The 23,920-nt window shown below is 68.7% G+C and carries 27 protein-coding genes; 17 read left to right on the top strand and 10 right to left on the bottom strand.

Going from position 1 to position 23,920, the window contains the following annotated elements; genetic code table 11:
* Positions 1-152 precede the first annotated feature (152 nt).
* The 6 genes from QZZ29_RS06830 (at position 153) to QZZ29_RS06805 (ending at position 3,971) form a co-directional block, all read left to right on the top strand.
* Positions 153-446 carry a DUF1778 domain-containing protein gene (locus QZZ29_RS06830; protein WP_291382244.1) on the top strand — a complete coding sequence of 98 codons (294 nt, stop codon included), beginning with the start codon at positions 153-155 and terminating at the stop codon, positions 444-446.
* A gap of 22 nt (positions 447-468) precedes the next feature.
* Entirely contained in the window at positions 469-1,320 is an 852-nt protein-coding gene (locus QZZ29_RS06825; protein WP_291382243.1) for a nuclease-related domain-containing protein, read from the top strand.
* Positions 1,321-1,408: 88 nt separating this feature from the next.
* Positions 1,409-2,296 (top strand): type IV toxin-antitoxin system AbiEi family antitoxin domain-containing protein, encoded by an 888-nt coding sequence (locus QZZ29_RS06820; protein ID WP_291382242.1) that lies wholly within the window; start codon positions 1,409-1,411, stop codon positions 2,294-2,296.
* The gene (locus tag QZZ29_RS06815) at positions 2,289-3,182 is read left to right on the top strand and encodes a nucleotidyl transferase AbiEii/AbiGii toxin family protein (RefSeq protein ID WP_291382241.1); all 894 of its coding nucleotides are present in this window, start codon (positions 2,289-2,291) and stop codon (positions 3,180-3,182) included. Before QZZ29_RS06820 ends, QZZ29_RS06815 begins: the two co-directional genes overlap by 8 nt.
* 128 nt (positions 3,183-3,310) lie before the next feature.
* Positions 3,311-3,778 (top strand): nucleotidyltransferase domain-containing protein, encoded by a 468-nt coding sequence (locus QZZ29_RS06810; protein WP_291382240.1) that lies wholly within the window; start codon positions 3,311-3,313, stop codon positions 3,776-3,778.
* 19 nt (positions 3,779-3,797) lie between these two features.
* Positions 3,798-3,971, top strand: a complete 174-nt coding sequence (locus tag QZZ29_RS06805; RefSeq protein WP_291382239.1) for a HepT-like ribonuclease domain-containing protein — start codon at positions 3,798-3,800, stop codon at positions 3,969-3,971.
* Positions 3,972-4,210: 239 nt separating this feature from the next.
* On the opposite strand, the gene QZZ29_RS06800 is transcribed toward QZZ29_RS06805, so the two are convergent.
* Positions 4,211-4,999 (bottom strand): NYN domain-containing protein, encoded by a 789-nt coding sequence (locus QZZ29_RS06800; protein ID WP_291382238.1) that lies wholly within the window; start codon positions 4,997-4,999, stop codon positions 4,211-4,213.
* 243 nt (positions 5,000-5,242) lie between these two features.
* Between QZZ29_RS06800 and QZZ29_RS06795 the strand changes: the two genes are divergently transcribed.
* Positions 5,243-6,220, top strand: coding sequence for a hypothetical protein (locus QZZ29_RS06795; RefSeq protein ID WP_291382237.1), 978 nt, complete (start codon positions 5,243-5,245; stop codon positions 6,218-6,220).
* A 15-nt stretch (positions 6,221-6,235) separates the two neighbouring features.
* Here QZZ29_RS06795 and QZZ29_RS06790 read toward each other — a convergent pair whose 3' ends face one another.
* The 5 genes from QZZ29_RS06790 to QZZ29_RS06770 all read right to left on the bottom strand — a co-directional run bounded on the left by QZZ29_RS06790 (position 6,236) and on the right by QZZ29_RS06770 (position 11,325).
* Complete coding sequence (locus QZZ29_RS06790) at positions 6,236-7,672, bottom strand: DUF2252 domain-containing protein (RefSeq protein ID WP_291382236.1); 1,437 nt, start codon at positions 7,670-7,672, stop codon at positions 6,236-6,238.
* Positions 7,673-7,768: 96 nt separating this feature from the next.
* The gene (locus QZZ29_RS06785) at positions 7,769-8,875 is read right to left on the bottom strand and encodes a transglutaminase domain-containing protein (protein WP_291382235.1); all 1,107 of its coding nucleotides are present in this window, start codon (positions 8,873-8,875) and stop codon (positions 7,769-7,771) included.
* A gap of 62 nt (positions 8,876-8,937) precedes the next feature.
* Positions 8,938-9,825, bottom strand: coding sequence for a fructose bisphosphate aldolase (locus QZZ29_RS06780; protein ID WP_291382234.1), 888 nt, complete (start codon positions 9,823-9,825; stop codon positions 8,938-8,940).
* Between the two features lie 148 nt (positions 9,826-9,973).
* The gene (locus QZZ29_RS06775; protein ID WP_291382233.1) at positions 9,974-10,861 is read right to left on the bottom strand and encodes a fructose bisphosphate aldolase; all 888 of its coding nucleotides are present in this window, start codon (positions 10,859-10,861) and stop codon (positions 9,974-9,976) included.
* A gap of 131 nt (positions 10,862-10,992) precedes the next feature.
* Complete coding sequence (locus tag QZZ29_RS06770) at positions 10,993-11,325, bottom strand: hypothetical protein (RefSeq protein WP_291382232.1); 333 nt, start codon at positions 11,323-11,325, stop codon at positions 10,993-10,995.
* A 286-nt stretch (positions 11,326-11,611) separates the two neighbouring features.
* Here QZZ29_RS06770 and QZZ29_RS06765 point away from each other — a divergent pair, with 286 nt between their 5' ends.
* From QZZ29_RS06765 to QZZ29_RS06750, 4 genes are all read left to right on the top strand, one after another.
* Positions 11,612-12,220, top strand: coding sequence for a DUF6318 family protein (locus QZZ29_RS06765; protein WP_291382231.1), 609 nt, complete (start codon positions 11,612-11,614; stop codon positions 12,218-12,220).
* A gap of 20 nt (positions 12,221-12,240) precedes the next feature.
* The gene (locus QZZ29_RS06760; RefSeq protein WP_291382230.1) at positions 12,241-13,233 is read left to right on the top strand and encodes a hypothetical protein; all 993 of its coding nucleotides are present in this window, start codon (positions 12,241-12,243) and stop codon (positions 13,231-13,233) included.
* 149 nt (positions 13,234-13,382) lie between these two features.
* Positions 13,383-13,694: an antibiotic biosynthesis monooxygenase gene (locus tag QZZ29_RS06755; protein ID WP_291382229.1), complete on the top strand. Its 312-nt coding sequence runs from the start codon at positions 13,383-13,385 to the stop codon at positions 13,692-13,694.
* A 107-nt stretch (positions 13,695-13,801) separates the two neighbouring features.
* Complete coding sequence (locus QZZ29_RS06750) at positions 13,802-14,032, top strand: TM2 domain-containing protein (protein ID WP_291382228.1); 231 nt, start codon at positions 13,802-13,804, stop codon at positions 14,030-14,032.
* Positions 14,033-14,065: 33 nt separating this feature from the next.
* Here the strand turns inward: QZZ29_RS06750 and QZZ29_RS06745 are convergent, their stop codons facing one another.
* Entirely contained in the window at positions 14,066-14,521 is a 456-nt protein-coding gene (locus tag QZZ29_RS06745) for a ribonuclease E inhibitor RraB (RefSeq protein ID WP_291382227.1), read from the bottom strand.
* 72 nt (positions 14,522-14,593) lie between these two features.
* Here QZZ29_RS06745 and QZZ29_RS06740 point away from each other — a divergent pair, with 72 nt between their 5' ends.
* The 3 genes from QZZ29_RS06740 to QZZ29_RS06730 all read left to right on the top strand — a co-directional run bounded on the left by QZZ29_RS06740 (position 14,594) and on the right by QZZ29_RS06730 (position 18,226).
* Positions 14,594-15,982, top strand: a complete 1,389-nt coding sequence (locus tag QZZ29_RS06740) for an MFS transporter (protein WP_291382226.1) — start codon at positions 14,594-14,596, stop codon at positions 15,980-15,982.
* A gap of 220 nt (positions 15,983-16,202) precedes the next feature.
* Positions 16,203-17,735, top strand: a complete 1,533-nt coding sequence (locus QZZ29_RS06735) for an AlkA N-terminal domain-containing protein (protein WP_291382225.1) — start codon at positions 16,203-16,205, stop codon at positions 17,733-17,735.
* Positions 17,735-18,226: a methylated-DNA--[protein]-cysteine S-methyltransferase gene (locus QZZ29_RS06730; RefSeq protein WP_291382224.1), complete on the top strand. Its 492-nt coding sequence runs from the start codon at positions 17,735-17,737 to the stop codon at positions 18,224-18,226. The genes QZZ29_RS06735 and QZZ29_RS06730 overlap by 1 nt, the downstream gene beginning before the upstream one ends.
* 7 nt (positions 18,227-18,233) lie before the next feature.
* Here the strand turns inward: QZZ29_RS06730 and QZZ29_RS06725 are convergent, their stop codons facing one another.
* Complete coding sequence (locus QZZ29_RS06725) at positions 18,234-18,719, bottom strand: YbaK/EbsC family protein (protein ID WP_291382223.1); 486 nt, start codon at positions 18,717-18,719, stop codon at positions 18,234-18,236.
* Between the two features lie 190 nt (positions 18,720-18,909).
* Between QZZ29_RS06725 and QZZ29_RS06720 the strand changes: the two genes are divergently transcribed.
* A complete protein-coding gene (locus QZZ29_RS06720) occupies positions 18,910-20,085 on the top strand; it encodes a DUF1611 domain-containing protein (protein ID WP_291382222.1) in 1,176 nt (391 codons plus the stop codon).
* Positions 20,082-21,155 carry an alanine/ornithine racemase family PLP-dependent enzyme gene (locus tag QZZ29_RS06715; RefSeq protein WP_291382221.1) on the top strand — a complete coding sequence of 358 codons (1,074 nt, stop codon included), beginning with the start codon at positions 20,082-20,084 and terminating at the stop codon, positions 21,153-21,155. Before QZZ29_RS06720 ends, QZZ29_RS06715 begins: the two co-directional genes overlap by 4 nt.
* Here QZZ29_RS06715 and QZZ29_RS06710 read toward each other — a convergent pair.
* Positions 21,152-22,084 carry a LysR substrate-binding domain-containing protein gene (locus tag QZZ29_RS06710; RefSeq protein WP_291382220.1) on the bottom strand — a complete coding sequence of 311 codons (933 nt, stop codon included), beginning with the start codon at positions 22,082-22,084 and terminating at the stop codon, positions 21,152-21,154. The two genes, QZZ29_RS06715 and QZZ29_RS06710, sit on opposite strands and share 4 nt — an antisense overlap.
* A 79-nt stretch (positions 22,085-22,163) precedes the next feature.
* Between QZZ29_RS06710 and QZZ29_RS06705 the strand changes: the two genes are divergently transcribed.
* Positions 22,164-23,198, top strand: coding sequence for an aminotransferase class V-fold PLP-dependent enzyme (locus QZZ29_RS06705; RefSeq protein ID WP_291382219.1), 1,035 nt, complete (start codon positions 22,164-22,166; stop codon positions 23,196-23,198).
* A 79-nt stretch (positions 23,199-23,277) separates the two neighbouring features.
* Here the strand turns inward: QZZ29_RS06705 and QZZ29_RS06700 are convergent.
* Positions 23,278-23,920 (bottom strand): TetR/AcrR family transcriptional regulator C-terminal domain-containing protein (locus tag QZZ29_RS06700; RefSeq protein ID WP_291382218.1); only part of this gene is annotated, 643 nt, incomplete at its 5' end.

Below are 23,920 nucleotides of genomic sequence, written 5' to 3'. Positions count from 1 at the left end.
TCCGTCGGTGTCGCTGAATGCGTCTTCACCGACACTACCTCGGCTCGTGTCCGTCGGAGCGCGGTCCACAGCGGAAATTTGAGTCGGCTGGGGGACTGTCAGGTGTACATATGTAGTCTGTACATTCAACAAGGAAGAAGAGGGAAGACGAGATGGCCACCGCGAAGACTCGCATCAACATGCGTATTGACGAAGAGAACCTCGCTCTCATCAAGGAAGCCGCTGATGCCAACGGTCAGGACATGACGTCCTTCGTGCTCGGTGCAGCGCTCGACCGCGCCCGCCCTGTGGTGCTTGAGGCGTGGGTCACGCGGTTGAGTGCCTCGGAGGCCGAGCGCCTCGAGGCCGCGCTTGACGCCGAGCCCAGCGTGATCCCCGAGCTCGCGGAACTCTTCCGAAGCGCGCGGGCGCAGGTGGTCCGAGCACAGGTGGCTGCGGCGCAGTAGTGTCGGGGCGGAGGGGGAAACCATGACCGACATCACCATCACGCGCTGGACCAAATACGGGCACCGGCGCGGGTATGCCACAGCAGCCGACGGCGCCAAGTTGGGTTGGATCGACCTGAAGACTGGCGCGGTGACCATCGAGGACGGCGCCGACGCGGTGGCTGTGACTGCCGCACTCGAGGCCTGGGGTGGCACCCCGGCGCCAGCGGCGACTGCGTCCGAGCCCACACCGGAACCCACCTGGACCGACCTTGCCACCCGCCGCCCGGGCCAATTGGTCCGGGAACAAGCCGCCGTCGCGTGGGAGTCCAGCAAGGATCGCTCCAAGATCCTCGCCTACGGCGCGCGGGTATTCAACGTTCACACCGACGAGCGGGCCTGGCGCGTCGGCGCGGATGGCGAGGAGGCCGTCGGCGCCCGCCTAGAGAAGCTGCGCGACCGTGGCTGGTACCTGCTCCACTCGGTGCCCGTCGGCAAGAAGGACTCGGACATCGACCATGTCGCGATCGGGCCCGGCGGCGCGTTCACGCTCAACACCAAGAACCACCCTGGCGGCAAAATCTGGGTGGCGAAGTATCAGATGCGCGTCAACGGACACGTGGTCCCGTACCTGCGCAACGCGAGTCACGAGGCGACCCGCGCGTCGAAGCTTCTCACCAAGGCGGCCGGGTTCGAGGTGTCGGTGCGCTCGTGCGTAGTGGTGCTGACCGGCTCAATCGTGCCTGAGGTCAACATCAAGCAGATGCCCGACGACGTGATGGTGCTGGACCGCATGGACGTGCCTCGCTGGTTCAAGAAACGTCCGGCGGTTCTCACCCCCGAACAGGTCGAAGCGATCTACGCCGCAGCCCGCCGCTCCGACACCTGGGTCTAGTGGTTCTCGCTGATGACGTCGGTGACCGGGCGCGCGTCACGCAAAGCAAGTACTGCAAAAGTATCTCTATTAGTGATATATTCGAAGCATGAAGTCCGCCACCGCGATGCGCGAGATCGCGAAAATCGCCGAAACGCAGGACGGCCTGGTGACCACCAGTCAGGCCGTCCGCGTCGGCGTGCCCCGACTTAATCTGGCGCGACTCGCTGAAGCTGGGGACGTGGAGCGGCTCGCTCACGGGGTATATCGCGTGCGCGGCGCCGATGCTGACCGGCTCACGGAACTCCGCGCAGCATGGCTCGCCGCCGACCCCGCGCGCAACGCCGCCGAGCGCGCTGCCGACCTGGGCCACCCGATCGTCGTCTCTCATCGCAGCGCCGCCGCCGTGCACGGCATTGGGAACATGTATGCAGACCGTCACGAGATGACCGCGCCCGTCCGCAAACAGAGCCGACGAAGTGACGTCATCGTCCACCGTGCAGAAGTCCCGCGGTCCGACATCACCATTGCCCGCGGCATGCTGGTGACCACTATTGAGCGAACGGTTGCCGATCTGGCGCGCACCGAGCCCGAACTTGGCGATGTGGCCGATGCGCTCGCGGACGCCTACCGCCGTGGGGCCGTGGACCTTGGGGCGCTCGCGCCGATGCTGGACGCGGCCGCGAGGCATCACGGAGCGCATGACGGCGCCGAACTCCTGGAGCGCATGCTCGAACTCACGGGGCTCGACGCCACGTCGGCGCTCGCGGAGCTGGCGCGGCAGCCAGATCTGAGCCGCCTCCTGGGCGCGGCCTGGGCGCCCGCAATCCAGAGTGCAGTCGAGGCGGCGGTCCGCGACGCTCTGGGGTCACGCAATCCAACTACCGCGGTGCTCGCTCGCGACCTCGGCCGGTATGACGATATGGCTCGCCTGGCACGACAGGTTCTCGTCGGACTGCCGTCCGGCATCGTCCGCGAGGTTGAACACGATGAGTAGGGAACCGGGGCTGCCTCTGAGTGCGGAGTCGATCAGAACCCGCGCACGGAACGCGGGGCTCAAGCCGGAGCGGGTCATACGCGAGGTCGCGATCAATCAGATGCACCATCGACTTGCGGCGGGAGCCATTGACTGGATCGTGAAGGGAGGCGAGGCGCTTGTCGCTCGCCGAGTCAGCAACCGCGCCACTCGCGACCTTGATGTGCGAGTGTCCGACCAGGATCTAGACGCGGCCGTTGCCTCACTGCGCCGAGCAGTCGAGCGCGACCTGGGTGACGGTCTCAACTATCAACTGTCGCTGCCCCGTCGGGATCTCTCCGACCTCAACACTGGAGGCTACGCCGGATGCACGGTGACGGTGACGGTCGCGCTGGGTGTCAAGCACTTTGATCGTTTCAACATCGATCTGGTGGCGGGCCGGGAACTGACTGGCTCTCCGACGCGTGCCGCCAGCCCACTTTCGCTTGAGATGCTCGGGCTCGAGCAGGCCTCCTTGCTGCTCTACCCATCGGCGGACCACATCGCCGACAAAGTCTGCGCTACCCATGCGCGCTACGGGAGGGATCAAGTGGCGTCGTCGCGCGTCAAGGACCTGTACGACCTCTGCGCTCTCCGGGGCGCCGACGACGTGCTCGCGTCCCAGTTGTATGAGGCGATTGCTGCCGAGTCGCTGGCGCGGGGGCTCGCCATCCCGACGCGATCCGCAGTGCCAGCCTCCATGCGGGAGCGGTTCGAGGACCTCTCTCGGAAGGAGCCTCATCCGATTGTGCCCCGCACCTTTGAAGACGCGGTGAGCGTCGTGGCCGCATTCCTCGACCCTGTGCTGAACGGAGCGGCTCGCGATGGGGCGTGGGATCCGACCGGCCTCTGCTGGGTGCGTGCCTAAGCCACTTGTGTCAACGTCGCGGCGACCGCTGCCCAGGCCGACCTGGTGCCCGCGCCAGCGTACAACGAGTCGCGCCCTCGTGCCTCTCGGCCCCATATTTCAGAAATAGTACATGTTATAATGACAACATGGAGTCGTTGACATCTGTAGCCGAGCGGTGCGACGCCGCAGTAGAGGCTGCCCGCGCCGAACTCGTCACCGCTGTGCGCAGCGCCTACTCGCACGGCATGACGCAGTCGGAGATTGCGGTTCAGATCGGTCGAAGCCAGCCCGAGGTCAATCGCTTATTGCGCTTCCACGGCTCGACTCCTCGGGCGCGAGCCCTGCGGGACCATTCCGCGCGCGTTCGCGCCGCGATCAAACACGCAGGCGGTGCCAGGGTGCGCGTCTTCGGATCCACGGCCGATGGCACCGACCGTCCGGACTCCGACGTGGACCTGCTGTTCGACATGCGCAAGCCGCTGAGCCTCATGCAGTTGTCCACTCTTGAACGTGAACTCTCGCAACTCATCGGCGCCCGCGTCGACCTTGTGCCCGAGTCCTCGATCCGTCCCGACTTGCGCGAACGCATCCTTCAGCAGGCCGTACCGCTGTGAGTCGCACAGCGCTCTCTCCGTGAGCCGTCGCAACCAGCTCTTCGGCGACCACTGGCCCGCCATGTGGGGGATGCGCGACCGCATCGCGCATACGTACTCTCGCGTCGAAGTGGCCGTCATCATCGCGACGGTGCGCGAGGACTTGCCCGAGATCCGCGCACGGATTCGTGCCTATCTTGACACCTCCGGATAATGCGTCGTCAACCCCGTTGCCACGCCGTGAGATCGCGGCCATGGCGCTGAACTCGTCCCCGCACGTCCGCCGTGCTACTTTGGAGTTACCAACCCGTCCCTCCACGCGAGGGCGGGTCTTTTTTTGCCCCAGTGGAGACGTCGCACCGCCGCGGATTGACGTTCCATGCCGCGCGAGGCCAGAACCGGCACGCCGAGTGCGCGCCTAGCGGCCTGGCCGACCGAGCACCTCCGCCCACGCTACTTGCGCGGCTTGCTCCGCACCACGGAGACCTTGGGCTTGCCGTCTCCCGGCGAGCGTGACTGCACGTCGTAGCCGGGGTGCGCCTTGAGGAGGTCGGTGAGTTTGGCGTAGCCCCACGTGCGGGTGTCGAAGTCGGACGCGAGGCGCGACAGGTTGGAGCCGACGGCTCCCAGGTGAGCCCAGCCGTCGTCGTCGGCCGAGGTTTCGACGGCCTCGGACAGGAGATTGTCGAGCTTGGTGTCGCCCTTGAGCGAGGGCTTCTTCGCCGTGGTCGGCGCCGCAGCCTTCGTCGTCCCAGTCGTCGCCGAGGGAGTGGCCGTCTCCTTTGCGGCGACCTCCTTGCCGCCCAGGTTCTCCACGTAGACAAACTTGGTGCACGCCGCCACAAACGGCTTCGGTGTTTTGCGTTGGCCGAAGCCGTAGGCCATCAGGCCCTGCTCGCGGATGCGCGCCGCGAGCCGGGTGAAGTCGCTGTCGCTCGACACCAGGCAGAACCCGTCCACCGTTCCCCCGTGCAGCAGGTCCATCGCGTCGATGATCAGGGCGCTATCGGTGGAGTTCTTGCCGGTGGTGTAGCTGAACTGCTGGATGGGTTGCACCGAGTGCGCGAGCAGTACCGGCTTCCACTTGGACAACTGGGACGACGTCCAGTCGCCATACGCCCGGCGCACGGTCGCGGTGCCGTACTTCGCGATCTCCACAAGAAGCCGCTCAAGATGCTGGGCGCCCGCGTTGTCCGCATCGATCAACACGGCCAGCCGGGCCTCGTCCGTAGGTTTTGCCATGGGTCCACTGTGTCACTGTTGCGCGTCAGTGCGCGTCGGTGGCCGCGTCCCGAGCAGGGCGAGGTGAACCGTTCTTGGCATTTCAGTCCCTGCTGAAATAGCCCAAATGGATTATCGACCACCGGCGACCTGGCTTGCCGCCCGCCCTCGGTAACCTGGTAGCAGGCCGCCCGCCCTCGGTAACCTGGTAGCAGGCCGCCCGCCCGCGCCGCGCCCCCGCCCGCAACACTCACCGGAGAACCCATGACCGTCCAGCAGCCAGATCCCGCCACCAAGGACCCAGACAAGGTACTCGAGGTGGTCGTGGAGCAGGCGCGCGAGACCGCCAAGTCCGACGTCACCAAGTCGAGGATCTACCAGGCCATCTCCATCCAGCGACCGGTGGTGCTGGAGTACCTGAAGTCGCTTCGCCGGGAGAAGCCGGACGCCACCGCCGCGGAGATTCTCAAGATGCTGGACAAGCGCTACGTCACCACCGTGACGGCGACCAGCACCGGGGTGGGAGCATCGGCCGCCATCCCCGTGGTGGGCACGGGCACCGCCCTGGCGCTGGGCGCCGCAGATCTGCTGTTCTTCTACGAGACCAGCGCCCTGTACGTGCTCGCCGCCACCGAACTGCACGGCATAGAAGTGACCGACGCGGAACGCGCCCGGCCGCTCGTGTTCGCCATGCTGCTGGGCGAGAAGTCGCAGAGCAAGGTCGCCAAGCTTGTGTTCCAGGCCGCCGGAGCCGGGAGCGTCGACCATGCCCGCACCCTCGCCGCCGGCACGCTCGGACGGGCCCTGCCCGACGGCTGGGGAGAGGTGCTCACCCAGCAGCTGCCCGACTCCGCGCTCGCGCCGGTGGCGACCGTCATCGCCCGCCAGGCACTGAAGACCAGCGCCAAGTTTGGGGCCGGGACGCTCGGCAAGGCCATCCCCTTTGGCGTGGGTGCGGTCATCGGCGGCGTGGGCAGCTTCACCTTTGGACGCGACGTGGTCAAGGCCGCTCGCATCGCCTTCCCCACCCCACCCACCGACTTCCCCGACGTGCTGCGCGACTTTGAGAGGGCGGACCCGGACGTCACCGCGCAGTCGCGTGCCGTGAAGGCGCTGCAATCCGCCGCGGGCACGGCATCGGAATTCACCGGGGCCGCGCGGGACAAGGCCACCGGTGCGGTCGGCGCGGTCACGTCGCGGTTCAAGCGCAAGAGCCACGACGACGACGACGCCACAGCGTAGCCGGAACCGAATCCGCTACGCGCTGTCCGCCATCGGCATCCTGCCGCTCTTGACCGCGGCCAGCAGCGCCGCGTGGTCGGCCTCGGTCTGGTCGGCGTAGGACTGGGCGAAGCGCGCCATCGCCTCGTCCAGCTTGGCGCTGCCGCCCACGTAGCCCGCGATCATCGACGCGCCGCTGGTGCGGGCGTGCCCCTTGGCGAGCAGACGGCCGGCGATGCCCGCGTAGTCCGCGAGAGACCCCGCAGAGATCGCATCCAGCGAGACCGAACCCTTCATATTGCGAAACTGGCGAACATAGAACTGCCGGCCGTCCACGGTGGTCCACCCGAGCAGCGGGTCGCTCACCGTCTGGAGGGCCTGCTGGTACTCGACCACCCGCTCGCCCTGGTGGCGGTGCCACGCGCTGTCGCCGTGCACATACCGCGCGAGCACCGACCGGCGGGCCTGCTTGAGTTGGAGGAAGATCACGTCGTCCTCGCTCGAACCCTCGAGAAGGGCGACATACGCGCGCAGCCCCACGGAGCCCACCCCCACCACCTTGTGGGCGACGTCCACCAAGGTGTACCCGCCTAGCACGCGCCGCCAGTGCGGGTCGAGCGTGGCGAGGTACTCGTCGAGGCCCTCGGCGAGCATCTCCGCCTCCTGGTAGGGCAGCCGCGTGATGAGGGGTGGCTCCTCGACAATCTGGCGGGTGCCGTGACGCTCGGTGGTGAAACGCGGCAGCGCGCGGTCGGAGGTGCGCTCGCGCGCGCGATTCGCGGCACGCTCAAGCTCGACGGCCAGGGGACTGTCCGGCGCGTGCTCGCGCATCCGGGTCATGTCGATGCGCTCGAAGGAGCGGGTGAACAGCGGCTGGTCGGCCAGGTACCGGATCTCCTCGCGGTAGGAGGCGGCACAGGCGCGCACCGCGGCCTCGCAGTCGTCCTCCGAGGAGCCGTTCTGGCGGCCCGCCACCCACGTGCTTGCGGCAAGCCGCCGCAGGTCCCACTCCCACGAGCCGGGGTGTGCCTCGTCAAAGTCATTGAGGTCCAGCACCAGGTCACGTTCGGGTGAGGCGTAGAAGCCCACGTTGCCCAGGTGCGCGTCGCCGCACACCACGGGCATGATGCCGGTCGCGGGAAGGCCCGCCACGTCGTCGGCCATGACCACCGCGGAACCCCGAAGGAAACCGTAGGGAGAGGCCGCCATCCGCGCCACCCGCACCGGAACCAACTCCGGGACGCGGCCCTCGTGGTTCTCCTCCACCAGCGCCACCGGGTCCCGGCCCGCGCGGGCGACCCGCCACTCGCCCAGCGCGGATCGCGGCACCTTGTGCCTCAGGGACCGGCCGAGCGCATACCGTTTGGCGCGTGTGTCCGGCCGCTTGCGTAGCGACATGTAGGCAAGCCGGTCGGTGTCGGTGATGACGTCGTGGCCCTCGGCCGATTCAGTGTCCGTAGCGTCAGTGTCCACAGGTGACTTCCCTCCGCCCCGCTCCCTTGACGGGCGACCTGACCATCTTCGCAGGGCGATGGCGGCCAGCGCACGTTCCGCTCGGCGTGATCGCCCCTACTGATACATCCCCGCGTTCGCGTCGACCACCCAGTAGTCGTTCGCGGCGCGGGTGCTCATCTGCGGGTTAGTCGGATCCATCAACAGGTAGTCGCGGCGCGGCAGCGTATCGGCAGCATCGTCCCAGGTGGTGTCGACCACCAGCCACCTGCCGTCAATCAGCACGCGATTCCACGCATGACTACCCGTGGTGACGCCGCCGTTCGCCTCGCCCGTCACCACCACCGATGTGATGCCCGACGCCGCCGCCAGCAGCTGGAAGGCCTGGGCGTACCCGTTGCACACGGCGGTGCCAGCGACCAGAATCCCGTACGCCTCCTGAGACTGCGCCACCGCGGGGGACGTCTCCGGCCGCGCCCCGGCGTTGATGGCCGCGGCCGCCGCACGGTCGTAGGTGGCGGCCTGCAGCACCGCGTCATGCAGGGCGCCGACGGTGTCGCGGGCACCGGCCGCCGCCGTCACCGAGGGATCGGCCATGATGGCCGCCACGGCGCTCGAGGTTTCCACACGGCGCCTCTCGGCCTCGTCGGCCGGATAGATGTAGTCGGGGAACACCTGTGCGCGGGTAGCCTCAACCCGGATGCGCCAGCCGGACACAAAGGCATACGGGTTTTGTGCCTGGGCCTCGGCCATGGCGTCGTCCACCTCGGCCACCACGTCGTGCCCTGTCGCCACAAGCCAGGTGACGTCGATGGATTCCTGCTGCGCAACCATGCCGCGGGCCAGGTAGGTGACCGTGTCGTCGGACCCAAACACGGGGTAGGCGACCTCCGGCCCGGCCGGCGCCGCCAGGAAGATCTGCGCGGGTCTCACCATCCATGCGGGGAGCATGTTCGCGTATGCCGCCGCGCCCACGGCGACCACGGTCGCCAGCGCCAGCATCATGATCCATCCGCGGACCACGGGGCGGCGCGTGGTCGTGGCCGATGCCGCGCCGGGCGCGCCGGGCGCATATGACGCCCTGGTGATCCGGTCGCGGGTCAGCTGCGTCCAGTCCCAGCCGTTCCAGTAGCGCTCGAGGTCCCGGTCGCTGGGGTCAGGAAGCCACCCGGGATCGGGCAGGCGGGGCACTCTCGGTTGCCCGGTGCCGTCCGTGTCCGTCATGACATCCCCTTGTGTGTGCGCAGGGGATTAGCGTAACCGCGGCGCGGCGTGCGCGCCGCGGGTCAGGCGAGCGATGCCTCGTAGATGCTGGCGATCGAGGCGTCGAGCGTGGCGTCGAACTCCTCTTGGCTCTGCTGGGCGGTGAGGCCCTCCGTGAGGGCGCGGGAGAAGCTGGCGACCACACCGGGGTTGCGGGCGAGCCGGTCGTTCGCCTTCTCACGGGTGAACCCTCCGGACAGGGCGACCACGCGGAGCACGTTGGGGTGTTGCACCAGGTCGGTGAGCAGGCCCGCAAGCTCCGGGAGGCTGAGCTTCAGCATGACGCGCTGTTCGGGGTTGAGTTGGTCCAGCGCGGCCAGGAGTTCGGCCTTGAGCATGACTTCTGCGACGGCCTTCTCTGGGCTGAACACGTCCACCTCGGGTTCGATGATGGGCACCAGGTCGACGTCGAGGATCTGGCGAGCCACCTCGAACTGCTGGTCCACCACGGCCTTCACGCCGGTCTTGTCGGCCAGCCTGATGACCGAGCGCATCTTGGTGCCGAACACGCCGTGGGTCTTGGCCCGCGCCAACACCTCGTCCAGGTCGGGCAGCGGCTTCATGGTGCGGGAGCCGTCGGCCGGTTCGGCCAGCCCCTTGTCCACCTTGAGGAAGGGAACGATGTTCTTCTCTTCCCACAGGTACTCGGCGGCTCCCTTGCCGCCGATCTCCCGCTCCATGGTCTTGTCAAAGAGGATTGCGCCGAGGATGCGGTCGCCGGTGAACACCGGGCTGGTCATGATGCGGGCGCGCATCTCGTGGATGAGGTCGAACATCTCGTCCTCGTTCGAGTACGCGGTCTCCGGGATGCCGAAGAGTTTGAGGGCCTTCGGGGTGCTGCCGCCGCTCTGGTCGAGCGCGGCGATGAAGCCCTTTCCACTCTTGATCTTGTCGAGCTGTTCGGTGTTCATGAGTCCGGCTCCTCGTATTGACGGGAGTTGTCAGCCCCTGCGCAAGGGTTGATAATTCCGGCTTACACCTGCGGCCGATGCGCGGCGCGGGGCCTAGGTCCCGCGCAGCGCGAAGCCGGGATCGGTCGAAGCGGCGGACGACGCAGGATCAGGTGTTCGAGGCCTCGTAGATGCTCGCGATCGAGGCTTCCAGAGCGGCGTCGAAGTCTTCCTGGCTCTGTTGGACGCTGAGACCCTCCGTCAGGGCGCGGGAGAAGTTGGCGATCACACCGGGGTTGCGGGCGAGCCGGGCGTTGGCCTCCTCGCGCGTGTAGCCACCGGACAGGGCGGTCACCTGCAACACGTGCGGGTGCTGCACGAGCTCGGTGTGGAAGCCGTCCACCTCGGGCAGCGTGAGCTTGAGCATGACCTGCTGGTTGTCGTCGAGCCCGTCGAGCGCGGCCAGGAGGGCGGCCTTGAGCAGCGCCTCGGCCTCGGCCTTCTTGGGGCTGGAGATGTCGATCTCGGGTTCGATGATGGGCACCAGCCCGGCGGCGAGGATCTGGCGAGCCACCTCGAACTGCTGGTCCACCACGGCCTTCACGCCGGCCTCGTTGGCCAGCTTGATGACCGAACGCATCTTGGTGCCGAACACGTCGTGGGCCTTCGCCAACTCGAGGACCTCCGCCAGGTCGGGCATCGGCTTCATGACCCGGGCCCCGTCAACTTCCTCTACCAGGCCCTTGTCAACCTTGAGGAACGGGACGATGCCCTTGTCCTCCCACAGGTATTCGGTGGCGCCCTTGCCCCCGATCTCGCGCTCCACGGTCATCTCGAACAGGGTCACACCGAGGATGCGGTCGCCGGTGAAGACCGGACTGGTGATGATCCGGGTGCGCATCTCGTGGACAAGGTCGAACATCGCCTCCAAGTTCGCGTACGCGTCGTCGTCCACGCCGTAGAACTGCAGTGCCTTGGGGGTGCTGCCGCCGCTCTGGTCGAGCGCGGCGATAAAGCCCTTTCCACTCTTGATCTTGTCGAGCTGTTCGGTGTTCATGAGTCCGCTGCCTCGTGTTGCCGGGAGTTGTCATTCCCTCTTCGAGGGGTGATTCTCTCGGCTTACACCTGCGGCCGATGAACGGGTCGGGGCGAAGGTCCCGAACAGGATCGGGATCGGACCGCCTCCGTCTACCTCTTGCGGCTCCCGAGCGAGGAGAAGAGAGCGAGCGCGACGCCCGCCACGAGGATGACGAGCCGCACCGTGATGTCCAGAGAGCCGTTGCGGAGCATGTCCACGAGCTGAATGAGCGCGATGGTCGCCGCCACGATGGCCGCGAAGCTCGCCGCCGTGCGGTTCTTCATGACGGAGAACGCGATGACCGCGAGCGCCGCGACGAACAGGATGAGCGGCACCGTCTCCTTGATGGCCGCGCCCGAGAAACTGACGGTGGTGCCGGTGAGGAACACGGAGATGGCAATGAGGATGCCGCCGATGACTCCCAGGACTGTGTTGCTTTTCATGAAAGCCTTCCCTCGGCCCGCGCCTGCGCATTGTTGCGCCTGCTCGCTTTGAGGGTATGCCCACGGCGGCGGGCGCGCTTGCCGCGCTCCCGTCGGTGACCGCTTGGCGCTTGCCCAGGCGGGGGTGGCGACCTCTTTGGATTACTCGTTTGGATTACTCAACATGTTGACTATCTCAAACTGGTCGAGCCCCCCACAACAACGCCGACGCTGCGAGTGGGTGGGTTATCCACAACCCCCAAGGTTGGGGCTACCAGGCGCCGCGGTCTCCCGGTAGGGTCCCGACATGGCTCGACTGCTGCGTTGTGCGGCGGTCGTAGCCCTCGTGGGGGGCGCGACCGCATCGTTGTCTGCGTGCTCAGGTGACCCTGGGCCGATCGTGACGGAAACCCCGTCAGCCACCCGGACGGTGGAGACGACGCCGTCACCCAGTCCGACGCCGAGCGTGACCTCGGAGGAGGAGTTGCTCGCGCAGATCCCGGAGGACGCGCGCGCCGAGAACTTCGTCAGTGCAAGCAACTTCGCAAAGTTCTTCGTCAGTCTCTACCCGCAAATGATGAAGACGCTCGATGGCGAGCTGTTCCAATTGGTGAGTTCGCCAGAGTGCGATTTTTGCCTGAGCGCTCTGGACACACGGCAGCGTCTAGAGGACTCTGCGGAATCGCGCACTGGCGGGGAACCATCGTTCCCAAATGAACCAGCATCCGGCGGGCAGGAACCGGATGGGACCTACACGATCGTCTTGGAGATGCAGACCGCACCCTCAACAACGATTGACTCAGCGGGTGCCGTAGTCGGGACCGGAGAAGGGGGATCTGGCACCGTAGGGATTTCCCTCGCGTTCGCTGAGGGCCACTGGGTGGTGCTTGGTGTCAACTATGCGCGAGCGGGTTAGAGATGGATTACTTGGGCGGCATGGCGGTCGTTCTTGCGATGCTCGCGGCGGGCGTCGGCAACGCCGGGGGCGAGGACTTCTGGGGAGAGACCGGACGCGACAACGTCACCCTCAACGGTGTCGAGGCGGGAACCTTTGGCGCCCCGACGTCGTCGGGCGGAGGTCATGACAAGTGGGTCCGCCACGAGATTTGTGAGGGCATGAAGTTCACATCGGCGGAGATCTTCGAGATGGCGATCCCTGACTGCGGGCCCGACTCGCCGGCCATCACCCCGCCAGTGACGTGCCCTGCGAACGAAGCGCCGCTGAACCCATGGTGGGTGAACCGCTTTGTGGGCGGCGCGTACCGCGGGTGGGAGCTCGCGTCCGGCTATCAGTGCACCACCGACCTGCTGCTGGCGCAGGTGGCGCAGGCGTGGGCCACCATGCCGATCGCCCCCAACACCTACGTCGTCCAGCCCGGTGACGGGTATGCGGTTGCGGAACTCGGCGTGAATCTCGCGGTCGACACCAACCCGCGCACCATGAACGCCACCCTCCTGGGCACCCCCGTGATCATCCGCGCCATCGCCACGCAATACACGTGGACCAACACCGACGGCACCACCTGGTCCTCCGCGAACCCCGGCAAGCCGTACGAGCAGGGCGGCACGCCGTTCACGTTCCCGCTCAGGCCCGAACACCGGACCACGTTCACGCTCACGACGACGTGGCGGGGAGAGTTCTCCATCAATGGCGGTGCCACCTGGCGGGACGCGCCTGGCACCGCCACCACCACCTCAACCAGCACCACGGTGCACGTCTATAACCCGCACGCCCACCGGGTGGACTGCGACCTGGACGGCAATTGCGTCAGCGGCACCCCGGGCGCTGGCAACCAGAAGACCCTCTTCGACCCCGACGGCGACGGCATCGACAACTACCTGATCCCCGACAGCAAGATCGACGCCTACCTGGCCGCCCGCGAGGCCGGCGCCACCTGGACGGACACCGCACGCAAGAGCATCGGATAGCGGCCGCACAAACCGGGCGCGGTCCGGCACCCCGTCCGGGAACTCATGACCAAGAACTCTTGTACGTTAGTGCTCAAAGCGGCGTCAGGTACCCGACAGACCACCGACGCGCTCGTACCGGCCGCAGGGCCGAAAGGAAGAGTGACGCGATGAATCCGGTGGTAGTGACTGCCTACTTTGAGCCCGCAGCTGGGAAGAGGGACGCCCTTGTGGACGTGCTCGGTGAGTTCATCCCCCGCGTGCACGAGGAACACGGCTGCGAGCTCTACGCCATTCACGACGCCCCCGACGGAAGCATCGTCATGATCGAGAAGTGGACTGCGGCGGCGGACCTCGAGGCGCACGCCGCCGGGGCGGTCGTCGCCGATCTCAATGCCGCTCTCGAGGGCCTGCTTGCGGAACCAATCCGTGTTGTCAGCCTCGAGCCGTTGCCCTTTGGAGACGCCCGCGGCTCCCTCTAGAGCCTCGCGCGCAATCTGTGGGATCAACACGGGCCATCCCGACCCGCCGCGCGACCACCGGCGTATCCTGAAAACGGCCGCACCTCGGGCCAGATCAAGGAGCCGCCATGAACGCGAACCACCCGATCCTGCCGCCCAAGTCCTTGGGCATCGCCTACGTCTTGTGGTTCTTCCTGGGCCTGTTCGGGGTGCATCACTTCTACCTGGGCAAGATCGGCCGTGGCATCGTGTACCTGCTCACGGCGGGCGTGTTCGGGATCCTGTGGATCGTCGACCTGTTCACCCTGCCCAGCCAGGTGCGCATGGTGAACACCCAGCGCTCCGTGGGCATCGGCTAGCACAAGGCATCGCCGGAAACCGAGGCCCAGGCGTTACGGCTTCTGCGCCTCGACCGCCGCCGCCTCGACCTCGGTGAGCCCGCACTCCCAGCCGTCGTACTGACCGCCAAACTCGTCCGCCACGGCGGCGCACAGGTCCACGCTCTCGCGTAGGAAGTCGGGGATGAGCCCGCGGTCCCTGCGCTCGGCGGTGACTCGCCAAGGATTGGGGGCCTCGGGGTGCTCGATCAGAAACTCCTCGGGAAGCGGGCTCACGGTGACCGCGAACCCCTTCGCGCGCAGTGCATCGGCCGCCGCCGTGGCCGTCACCCGCGCGGGAAAGTAGGAATAGAAGACCGTGTGCCGGATCGCGTGGAGGTCCGCACCCATCTGGGTCAGCTGGCCCAGAATCTGCAGGTCGCGATACCTGACGCCGTCCACGTGGGAGCGTTCGTTGAGTTCGGATTCGGACAGTGGGCGGCTGCGCCGGAAGCGGTCAAGGAATCCCATGCGGTCAATTTACCGGGCCCGCAGTGCCGCCCAGACCGCGCGCGTAGAGCGCGCCTCACCTACTCTGAGGAGGTGTCCCCCACCACCGTCCGGAGCGCTACCCGGAGTCCCCAGCAGCGCCTGATCCTGGCCATCGCCATCACCGCCAGCTTTGTCGCGTTCCTCGACATGAGCGTCGTCACCGTGGCCCTGCCCGCGATCGTCGATGACCTCGGCGGCGGCCTCACCACCCAGCAGTGGACCGTGGACGCCTACCTCTTGACCCTGGGCTCGCTGATTCTGGTGGCCGGCTCGGTGTCCGATGCGTTCGGCCGCCAACGGGTGCTGCGCATCGGCCTCATCCTGTTCGGCATTGCCTCCGTCGCCATCGCCGCCGCGCCCACCTCCGAGGTGCTGATCGCGGCCCGCCTGCTGCAGGGCGTCGCGGGCGCGATGCTGGTGCCATCGTCGCTGGCGCTCATCACCTCCACCTTTGATGGCGCCGAACGCGGCCGAGCCATCGGCACTTGGACCGCCGCGACGGCGGGCGCCATGGTCGCCGGCCCCCTGCTCGGCGGTCTGGCCGTAGACCTCGCGTCCTGGCGACTGGCATTCGTCATCAACGTCCTGCCCATTGCGGTGGCGCTGCTGCTGCTGGAGCGCGTCGAGGTGCGCGACGTCCGATGGGACGATGCCCACGTGGACCTGGTGTCCGCCGCCCTGTGCGCGGTGGGGCTGGGCGGCGCGGTGTTCGCGCTGATCGAGCAGCCCAACCTCGGGTGGTCCGACCCTGCGGTGTGGGGCGCAGGGCTGGGGGGTACGGCGGTGTTCGCGTGGTTTGTGTGGCGGCAGTCGCGCATTGCCCAGCCGATGCTGCCGCTCGCCCTGTTCGCGGCCCGCAACTTCGCCTGGGGCAACCTCTCCACCCTGCTGGTCTACGGAGCGCTGGGCCTCAACGGCTTTGTGGTGTCGGTATATCTGCAGGAGCGCGCGGGGCTGACGGCAACGGCCGCCGGCCTGTCGACGATGCCGATCACGCTCGCGCTCATTGTGCTCAGTTCGCGTGCGGGCGCCGTGGCCGGTCGCGTCGGTCCCCGGCTGTTCATGACCTGGGGTCCCATCACCATGGCGGGCGGCTCCCTGCTGCTGCTGACCGTCGGCGAACCCTTCTCCTATTGGACGCAAGTGCTCCCAGGGGTGCTGCTGTTTGGGGTGGGGCTCGCGGCGACCGTGTCACCCCTCACCGCCGCCGTGCTGGGCGCAGTCGACTCCTCCCGTGCCGGCATCGGCTCCGCGGTGAACAACGCGATCGCGCGCGTCGCAAGTCTGGTGGCGGTGGCCGCGCTGGGCGCGGTGGTGGGCGGCCAACTCGACCTGGCGGGCTTCCACCGCGCGGCCGTGTTTGTGGGGGTGCTGCTCGCCTTGGGAGGGGTGGTGTCGTGGCTGGGCATCAGAAATCCGGCGGCGCCCGACCCCGCCTAGGAGTTTCGGGGCTCCGCCGCGCCCCGAAAGAACACTCTCAAAGTTGACAAGATTTCGACAAAGGGTAGCGAGTTTCGTGCCCGTGGGTGTGTACTTGAAGGTGGAACGGCCCGGTCAACCCCCCCTCGACCGGGTCGTTCCTTTATTGCCGTGAGGCCAGCCCCACCGTAATGTCCGAAAACCGCTAGCGCGCGCGCCGTTTGCCGTGCAGTCTTGACCCATGACCGGGACCGCACTCGACGCCGACGCCTGCTACCGGGCATCGTCCGGGCGGGACCGACGCTTCGATGGGCAGTTTGTGATGGCCGTGCGGACCACCGGCATCTACTGCCGTCCCAGCTGCCCGGCGCGTACCCCCAAGCGACCCCACGTCGAATTCTTCACCACGTCCGCGGCGGCCCACCTCGCCGGCTATCGCGCCTGCAAGCGGTGCCTTCCCGAGGCGGTGCCGGGGAGCCCCGAGTGGAACTCTCGCGAGGACACGTCCGCGCGCGCCATGCGCCTCATCGCGGACGGCGTGGTGGACCGCGACGGCGTGTCCGCGCTCGCGGCGCGGCTCGGGTACTCCACGCGTCAGCTCACGCGGCTGCTCACGGAGGAGCTCGGCGCCGGGCCGCTCGCCCTGGCCAGGGCCCAGCGCGCCCACAACGCCAGACACCTGCTAGTGTCCACGCCGATGCCCGCGGGCGACGTCGCGTTTGCGGCCGGCTTCGCATCAATCCGGCAGTTCAACGATACGATCGCCGAGGTGTTTGGGATGACCCCCACGGCTCTGCGTGCCCGCGCGCGCCGGGTCGAGGCGGACGCCGGAGCCGCCGCGGCCCCCGGCACCGTGACCGTCCGGCTGGCCGCCCGCGAGCCCTTCGACGGCGCGGGGGTGATCGAATGGCTGGGCCGGCGCGCGCTGGCCGGCGTGGAGTTCGCGGCGGGCGGTGCGTATACGAGGGACGGGGCGTACACGCGATCGATGCGCCTGGCCAGCGGAGCGGCCACCATGACGATTGCGCCCGAGCCCGGAGCCGTGCGGGTCACGGCCCGGGTGGAGCACCTGGCCGACTTACCCTCGCTGCTGACCCGCGCCCGCAGGCTCGTCGATCTGGACGCCGACCCCGAGGCGATCGACGCGGCGCTCGCGACCCACCCGCTGCTCGCGCCTGCGGTGGCCGGGCGACCCGGCATCCGCATCCCCGGCGCGCTCGACCCGGTGGAGATGGTGGCGCGGGCCATCCTCGGCCAGCAGGTGTCGGTGGCCGCCGGCCGCACCGCCGTGCAGCGCATCGTGACCGCGCTCGCCGTGCCGTTACCCCAGGCGCTCGCCCACTCCGGCGTGACCCATCTGTTCCCCCAAGCCGACGTCATGGCAGACCAGGTCTACGACCTGATCGGCGGCCCCAAGGCGCGACGCGAGGCGCTCGTGCGCGCATGCGCCGCGATCGCGAGCGGCCAGGTGCGCCTCGACGTGGGCGCCACCCGCGAGGACTTCACCTCCGAGCTGGAGGCGCTGCGGGGTGTCGGCCCGTGGACCTCGCACTACGTGGCCCTGCGCGTGCTGGGCACCACCGACATCCTGCTGACTGGCGACTCGGCCGTGCGGGCGGGCGCCAAGGCGCTCGGCCTGCCTCACGACTCACGCGGCCTCGCCGAAGCCGCGACAACGCTCGCCCCCTGGCGCAGCTACCTGATGATGCACCTGTGGAGCGCGGCGGCTTCTCATGCATCGGCGCCGTCCACCACTACCCCCGGAGATCACTGATGTACACGTGCCAGCTGCTCGACACCCCTGACGGCCCGTTCACCCTCATAGAGGATGCGGACGGCGCCGTCGTCGCCTCCGCCTGGTCCGACGATCTGGCCACCGTCGCGATGCGGGCGGGCCTCGCGCCGGAAGGCCTCGGCCCGGGGGTGTGTCGCGCATCGTCCGCTGTGCGTGCGTTCTACGCGGGAGACGTCGCCGCCCCGGCGAGCGTGCCGGTCGCGCAGCGCGGCACCGCGTTCCAGGCGGCGGTGTGGAGCGCTCTGCGCGAGATCCCTGCCGGGCAGGTGCGCCGCTACGGCGAACTCGCGGCCGCACTCGGGAGCCCCGGCGCGAGCCGTGCGGTGGGCGCGGCGTGCGGTCGCAACGCGGTCGCGCTGTTCGTGCCCTGCCACCGGGTGGTGGGGGCGTCCGGGGCGCTGACGGGCTTCGCGTGGGGAGTGGACGTCAAGCGCTCGTTGCTGGCGCGCGAGGGTGCCAAAATGTCGTAGGTCTCGACTACAGGGGCTCCGTCACATCGGCCACGCGCGCGCCCAACACCTCCACCAGCGCCGCCGGATCCACCGACGCAGCCACCCCGTGTGCGCCGCCGCCAATCGAGACCGGGCCTTCGCGCGACGCGATCAGCGCGTCGGCGATCACGGGCCAGGGGGTTCCGGCGGGCGAGGGCAGCGACCCGAACGGCGTGATGGTGCCGCGCTCGTACCCGGTGACGTCGCGTGCCACGTCCTTGTCCGGCATCGACAGCCGGCTGACGCCCAGCAACTCGCGCAGCTTGGGCCAGCTGATCTGGCGGTCGCCGGGCACCAGCACCAGCAGGTAGTCGCCCTCGGCGCGCCTGACCACCAGGGTCTTGAGGATCTGCCGGGGCTCAAGCCCGCGCGCGGTCGCGGCCTCCTCGAGCGAGCGGACGGGTCCGTGCTCGGTCACGGTGTGGACGATCCCGGAGGCGGCGAGCGCGCGGGTGGCGGGGGTATCGGTCATGTCGGGTCAACGCGCGGCCGACGCCAGGGCTTCCGCACGCCTCACGTGGGGACGCGGGCCGCCGGGGAGCTTGCACCCCCGGCGTACACTGGGAATCCACCACTTCTTAGTGGGGACCTCTCGTTGACACCGGCCTCCTGGCCGGAACGATCCCGGCGCCTCCTCTGAGTCAGACTCGAGGCTTTGCAGTATGCGCCCGTTCACCACCCCTGTCCCCGATCTGCCCACGCCCGCGCGCCCGGCGGCGCGGCCCACGGCGGTCATCTACTGCGAGGGCAATTTCGCGAGCGTCGACGGCAAGACGGCCAACGGGCTGGTCCGGTCGAGCGAACGTTACCGCATCCTTGCCGTGATCGATTCGACGCACGCGGGGGCCGACGCTGGGGTTGCGTTGGGTGGCGACCACGCGGGCATCCCCGTGGTGGCATCTTTGGCCGCCGCCATCGCCGTGGCCGGGCGCAGTTCAGCCCACGTCACGGCGCCTGTCCCGCGTCCGGACGCCATGATCTTTGGGCTTGCGCCGCTCAGCGGGCTGATGTCCCCGACCGACCGCGAGGCCGTGCTCGAGGCGGTCACCGCCGGCCTCGACATCGTCTCGGGCCTCCACGAGTTCCTCAACGACGACCTCGAGATCGCGACGGCGGCCGCCATCTCCGACGTGATCCTTCACGATGTTCGACGCCCGCACGCCACCAAGGACCTGCGGATGTTCGACGGCGCGATCGACACCGTGGACTGCGTGCGCATCGCGGTGCTGGGCACAGACGGCGCGATCGGCAAGCGCACCACCTCGACCCTGCTCACCAAGGCGCTTAACGATGCCGGCATCCACACCGTCATGGTGGGCACGGGCCAGACCGGCCTGATGCAGGGCGCCAAGTATGGTGTGGCGCTCGACGCGATCCCCGCGCAGTTTGGCGTGGGCGAACTTGAGGGCGCCGTGGTGGCCGCCTGGGAGGGCGAGCACCCGGCCGTGATCGTCATCGAGGGCCAGGGCGCGCTCAGCCACCCCGCGTATCTCAGCTCCACGGTGGTGCTGCGCGCCTCGCGCCCGCAGGCGGTCATCATGCAGCACGCCCCCGCGCGCACCATGCTGTCCGACTATCCCGACGTGCCGATGCCGCTGGCGGCAACGGAGGTCGCCCTTATCGAGACCTTTGGCAAGACCCGAGTGATTGGCTTGACTATTAACCACGAGGGCATGACTCCCGCCGAGGTCGATGCCGCCGCGATCCTCTACGAAGCCGAACTGGGCATCCCCGCAACCGACGCCTTGTGGCGCGACCCGCGCGAACTCGTGGGAATGGTGACCGACGCCTTCCCGTCGCTGCTCGCCCCGTTCGCGCAAGAAGCGGAGATCAAGTGATTTCGCCCCGCATCGAGATCGACCTCACGGCGATCGAACACAACGCTCACGAACTGGTGACGGCGCTCAAGAAGCGCGGCATCGGCGTCACGGGGGTCACCAAGGCGACGCTCGGCTCGCCCGAGGTGGCGCGGGCCATGATCCGCGGGGGCGTCAAGCGGCTGGCCGATTCCCGCATCGAAAACCTCGAGGCGCTGCGCGACTCCGGCATTCGCGTTCCCATGACGTTGTCGCGCGCCCCCGCCCCCGAGTGGGCCGACCGCGCCGTGGCGTGTGCGCAATCGAGCATGGTGAGCGACCTGGAGATCGTGACCGCGCTGTCGGTTGCCGCCGGCAAGCGCGCCTTCACCCACGGCATCGTCCTCATGGTCGAGCTGGGCGACCTGCGCGAGGGCCTCATGGTGGCCGACGTGCTGGACGCCGCCCGCATCATCTCCCGCACCCGGCACGTCACCTTGGCGGGCATCGGCACCAACCTCGCGTGCCGCAGCGGAGTGATACCGGGCGACGACCAGATGCAGCAGCTGTCCGCGCTCGCCACCACCATCGCGTCCAAATTCGGCGTGCCCACGCCGATCGTCAGCGGCGGAAACTCCTCCAACCTGCAATGGGCGCTCGGCAAGGGCCGCGTCGGCGGGATCAACGATCTGCGGCTCGGCGAGTCGATTCTGCTGGGCCTGGACCCGCTCACCCGCAAGCCCCTCCCGCGACTGCGCCAAGACGCGTTTATGGTGGTCGCCCCGGTGATCGAGTCCATCGTCAAGCCGACGGCGCCGTGGGGTCTACGGGGTCAGGCGGCCTTTGGCAGGCCGGAAGCGGCGCCGGGCCGCGGCACGATCGTCCAGACGATCGTCGCGCTCGGCCGGCAGGATGTGGACCCGGACGGCCTCACGCCGCCCGTGGGCGCGTCGATCTTGGCGTCGAGCAGCGACCATCTGGTGCTCGAAACGCCAGGGCGGATCGCGGCAGGCACGGAACTGCGGTTCCTGCCCAACTACTCCGCGCTGCTGCGCGCCATGACGTCACCCTTTGTGCCGGAGCGACTGCTCACGATGGCCGTGCCCGCCTAGCGGCTGGCCTGCGCGGCGGCGATCCCGACTGGGCTGATCCCGACTGGGCTGATTCCGACCCCGGTGAGCATTGCCGCGAACGCGACCGCGGCAGGTGCCGGGTCGTGTCCCGCCGTCACAAAGATCTCTCGATACGTCGGGGGGTTGCTGGGCAGGGTCACGATGCCGGGCACGGGTGGACTTGCGTCGATCGCCATGCGTGGCAACAGCGCGACGCCCAGGTAGTTGGCCACCAGGTGCTGCGCCGTGACGTAGTCCTCGGTGACGAACGCGATCTCGGGCGTGAACCCCGCCTCCTTGGCCTGCGCGTTGAGGTGGTTCTGGCACCGGTTGCAGCCGGAGATCCAGCGATCGCCCGACAGGGCCGCCATGTCCGCGTGGGGGCCGCGGGCCTCGGCGTGGGCCTCGGGCAGCACGGTGAAGTATTCGTCGTGTTTGAGCCAGGTGAGCGGCAGGCCCGACGGCGGGGGCGTGGCGGTGTCCGCGAAGCCGATCACCAGGTCGGCGTCACCGGAACGCAGCAACGCGAGCGCGTCGTCGGTCTCGGCCTCGACCAGCCCGATCTCCACCCCGGGGTAGGTGCGGGCGAACAGCGCGAGCGGCGCCGGCAGCTCCATCGACGCAAACGAGGTAAAGGCGGCGATCTGGAGGCGACCCACGCTGAGCTCCGCGTGCTGGTGCAGCGCCCGCTCGGCATTGTCGAGGCTGACGGCGATCGCGTTCGCGTGCTCCAGCAGGGCCTGGCCCGCGGGGGTGAGTTGGGTGACGCGGCCCGCGCGCACGGTGAGGGGCACGTTCGCGGAGCGTTCGAGCGCGCGCAGGTGGTGGGCGACGGTGGGCTCGGCTACGCCGAGGGCGCGGGCGGCGGCGGCCTTGGACCCGTGCCGGGCCACGGCCCGCAGGATGAGGAGGCGTTCGACGTCGATCACCAGACCATCATCGCATTGAGGTCTAGATAACAACAACAATGGATTGTGTGAGTCCGCCCACCGGACGATGCTTGTCGTCATGATGAACCTTGCCGTCGCGAACGCGTTCGACCGCGTGCCCGGATACTTGGACACCGCGAGCGTCGCACTGCCGGCGCGCGCGACTTCCTTGGCCCTGCACGCCGCGGTGGACGACTGGGCCGCCGGCCGGGTGGACCCCAGCGCGCTCGACGCGCCGGTGGACCGGATGCGTGCCGCGTACGCCAGCATCGTCGGCGGCCGGCCCACGGACGTCACGCTCGCAGGGTCGGTGTCCCAAGTCGTGGGGATGGTGGCCGCGTCGCTGCCTGCGGGCTCGCGCGTGCTCGCGGCCGAGGGCGACTTCGCATCGGTGCTGTTCCCGTTCATGGCGGACGGCCGACTCGACGTCACGCTGGTGCCGTTCGAGGGCCTGCTGGACGCGGTGCGCCCCGGTGTGGACCTGGTGGCGGTCAGCGCGGTGCAATCGTCGGACGGACGCGTGATGAACCTCGATGCGCTCGCCAAGGCCGCTCGCCGTGCCGGCGCAAAGACCCTGATCGACGCGAGCCATGCGGCGGGGTGGCTGCCGATGCACTCGCGCGACTTCGACGTGGTGGTCTCCGCCGCGTACAAGTGGCTGATGGCCCCGCGCGGCATCGCGCTGACCGCCGTGAACCCGCGCGCCACGTGGCTGCGCCCGGTCAATGCCAGCTGGTACGGCACCGACGAGCCCTGGAACAACCTCTACGGACCCCCGATGCACCTCAGCGCCACCGCCCGACGCTTCGACACCTCGCCGCCATGGCAGCTGGTCGAGGCCGGCGCGGTCGCGCTCGAGCTGCTGGCCGGGCTACGCCGAACCGACGTGCGCGACTACAGCGTGGGCCTGGCCAACCAGTTCCGCGAGGCGCTGGGCATGCCGCCCAGCGACACCACCATCGTCTCCGTGAACGGTGACCCACGGCACCTGGCCGACGCTCGCGTCCGATGCTCAGGACGCGGAGGTCGCTCACGGCTGTCCTTCTACGTGTACAACGACCTCAGCGACGTGGAGCGCGCCGCGCGGGCTCTGCGGGTGAGCGCGGCCGCGTAAAGAGATGGCGCGGGGCTCAGCCGCTCGCGGGGGCCCGCCCTGGGGGGGCAGCGAGGCCGCGCAGGGGGTGGCCGACCAGTTAGTTGCCACCCGCGAGCGCGGCCCGGCGCGCCGCGAGCCCGTCGATGATCAGCGTGACCGTGAACTCGAACTCGGCCTGGGTGTCGCACGTGCTGAGCGAGCCGTCGGATTCGTGCGGGCCCATCTGCGCCAGCTGGAGCAGGTGCGGCATGCCCTCGGCCATGGCCAGCATGGCCTGCTCGTCCACCTCATCGTCGGTGCTCGGGTCAGGGTCGAACAGTTCGTGAGTGAAGCCCAGCACCATGGAACCCAGCGAGTGGATCGCCCGATGCGCAAGGTCGTAGTCGAAGCCCGCGCCGATGAGGGTGCCGACCAGTTCCTCAAAGAGGATGAACGCCGTCACGGGGGACTCGGTCTGCTGGGAGATCAGCCCCGGCGCCCAGGGGTGGGCAAGCATGATGCGACGGGCGGCGAGGCAACGCGCACGCACGGTGGCGCGCCAATCATCGCGGCGGATGGCGGCGCCGGTCATGGCGACCTGGCCCACGATCGCCTCGGCCCTTCCTGCCAGGAGCGCGTTCTTGTCCGCCACGTGGTGGTACAGGCTCATCGCCTCGAACCCCAGCTCGTCCGCGACCCGGCGCATCGTCACCGCCCTCACCACCTCGCCCAACGCTCGCCCCGCCGCCCCCACGCCAGCC

Source organism: Demequina sp. (assembly GCF_016278765.1).
GTDB lineage: Bacteria > Actinomycetota > Actinomycetes > Actinomycetales > Demequinaceae > Demequina.
Note: the sequence above shows the minus strand (reverse complement) of the source record. Positions and strands in the feature narration are given on the sequence as shown.

Excerpts from the sequence above, each read along its gene's own strand:
- QZZ29_RS06800 (WP_291382238.1), bottom strand. The coding sequence starts at position 4,999 with ATGGCAAAACCTACGGACGAGGCCCGGCTGGCCGTGTTGATCGATGCG.
- QZZ29_RS06815 (WP_291382241.1), top strand. The coding sequence starts at position 2,289 with ATGAGTAGGGAACCGGGGCTGCCTCTGAGTGCGGAGTCGATCAGAACC.
- QZZ29_RS06725 (WP_291382223.1), bottom strand. The coding sequence starts at position 18,719 with ATGACCGATACCCCCGCCACCCGCGCGCTCGCCGCCTCCGGGATCGTC.
- QZZ29_RS06760 (WP_291382230.1), top strand. The coding sequence starts at position 12,241 with ATGGCGGTCGTTCTTGCGATGCTCGCGGCGGGCGTCGGCAACGCCGGG.
- QZZ29_RS06755 (WP_291382229.1), top strand. The coding sequence starts at position 13,383 with ATGAATCCGGTGGTAGTGACTGCCTACTTTGAGCCCGCAGCTGGGAAG.
- QZZ29_RS06780 (WP_291382234.1), bottom strand. The coding sequence starts at position 9,825 with ATGAACACCGAACAGCTCGACAAGATCAAGAGTGGAAAGGGCTTCATC.
- QZZ29_RS06820 (WP_291382242.1), top strand. The coding sequence starts at position 1,409 with ATGAAGTCCGCCACCGCGATGCGCGAGATCGCGAAAATCGCCGAAACG.
- QZZ29_RS06810 (WP_291382240.1), top strand. The coding sequence starts at position 3,311 with ATGGAGTCGTTGACATCTGTAGCCGAGCGGTGCGACGCCGCAGTAGAG.
- QZZ29_RS06735 (WP_291382225.1), top strand. The coding sequence starts at position 16,203 with ATGACCGGGACCGCACTCGACGCCGACGCCTGCTACCGGGCATCGTCC.
- QZZ29_RS06750 (WP_291382228.1), top strand. The coding sequence starts at position 13,802 with ATGAACGCGAACCACCCGATCCTGCCGCCCAAGTCCTTGGGCATCGCC.
- QZZ29_RS06730 (WP_291382224.1), top strand. The coding sequence starts at position 17,735 with ATGTACACGTGCCAGCTGCTCGACACCCCTGACGGCCCGTTCACCCTC.
- QZZ29_RS06720 (WP_291382222.1), top strand. The coding sequence starts at position 18,910 with ATGCGCCCGTTCACCACCCCTGTCCCCGATCTGCCCACGCCCGCGCGC.
- QZZ29_RS06765 (WP_291382231.1), top strand. The coding sequence starts at position 11,612 with ATGGCTCGACTGCTGCGTTGTGCGGCGGTCGTAGCCCTCGTGGGGGGC.
- QZZ29_RS06705 (WP_291382219.1), top strand. The coding sequence starts at position 22,164 with ATGATGAACCTTGCCGTCGCGAACGCGTTCGACCGCGTGCCCGGATAC.
- QZZ29_RS06825 (WP_291382243.1), top strand. The coding sequence starts at position 469 with ATGACCGACATCACCATCACGCGCTGGACCAAATACGGGCACCGGCGC.
- QZZ29_RS06785 (WP_291382235.1), bottom strand. The coding sequence starts at position 8,875 with ATGACGGACACGGACGGCACCGGGCAACCGAGAGTGCCCCGCCTGCCC.
- QZZ29_RS06830 (WP_291382244.1), top strand. The coding sequence starts at position 153 with ATGGCCACCGCGAAGACTCGCATCAACATGCGTATTGACGAAGAGAAC.
- QZZ29_RS06770 (WP_291382232.1), bottom strand. The coding sequence starts at position 11,325 with ATGAAAAGCAACACAGTCCTGGGAGTCATCGGCGGCATCCTCATTGCC.
- QZZ29_RS06745 (WP_291382227.1), bottom strand. The coding sequence starts at position 14,521 with ATGGGATTCCTTGACCGCTTCCGGCGCAGCCGCCCACTGTCCGAATCC.
- QZZ29_RS06775 (WP_291382233.1), bottom strand. The coding sequence starts at position 10,861 with ATGAACACCGAACAGCTCGACAAGATCAAGAGTGGAAAGGGCTTTATC.
- QZZ29_RS06795 (WP_291382237.1), top strand. The coding sequence starts at position 5,243 with ATGACCGTCCAGCAGCCAGATCCCGCCACCAAGGACCCAGACAAGGTA.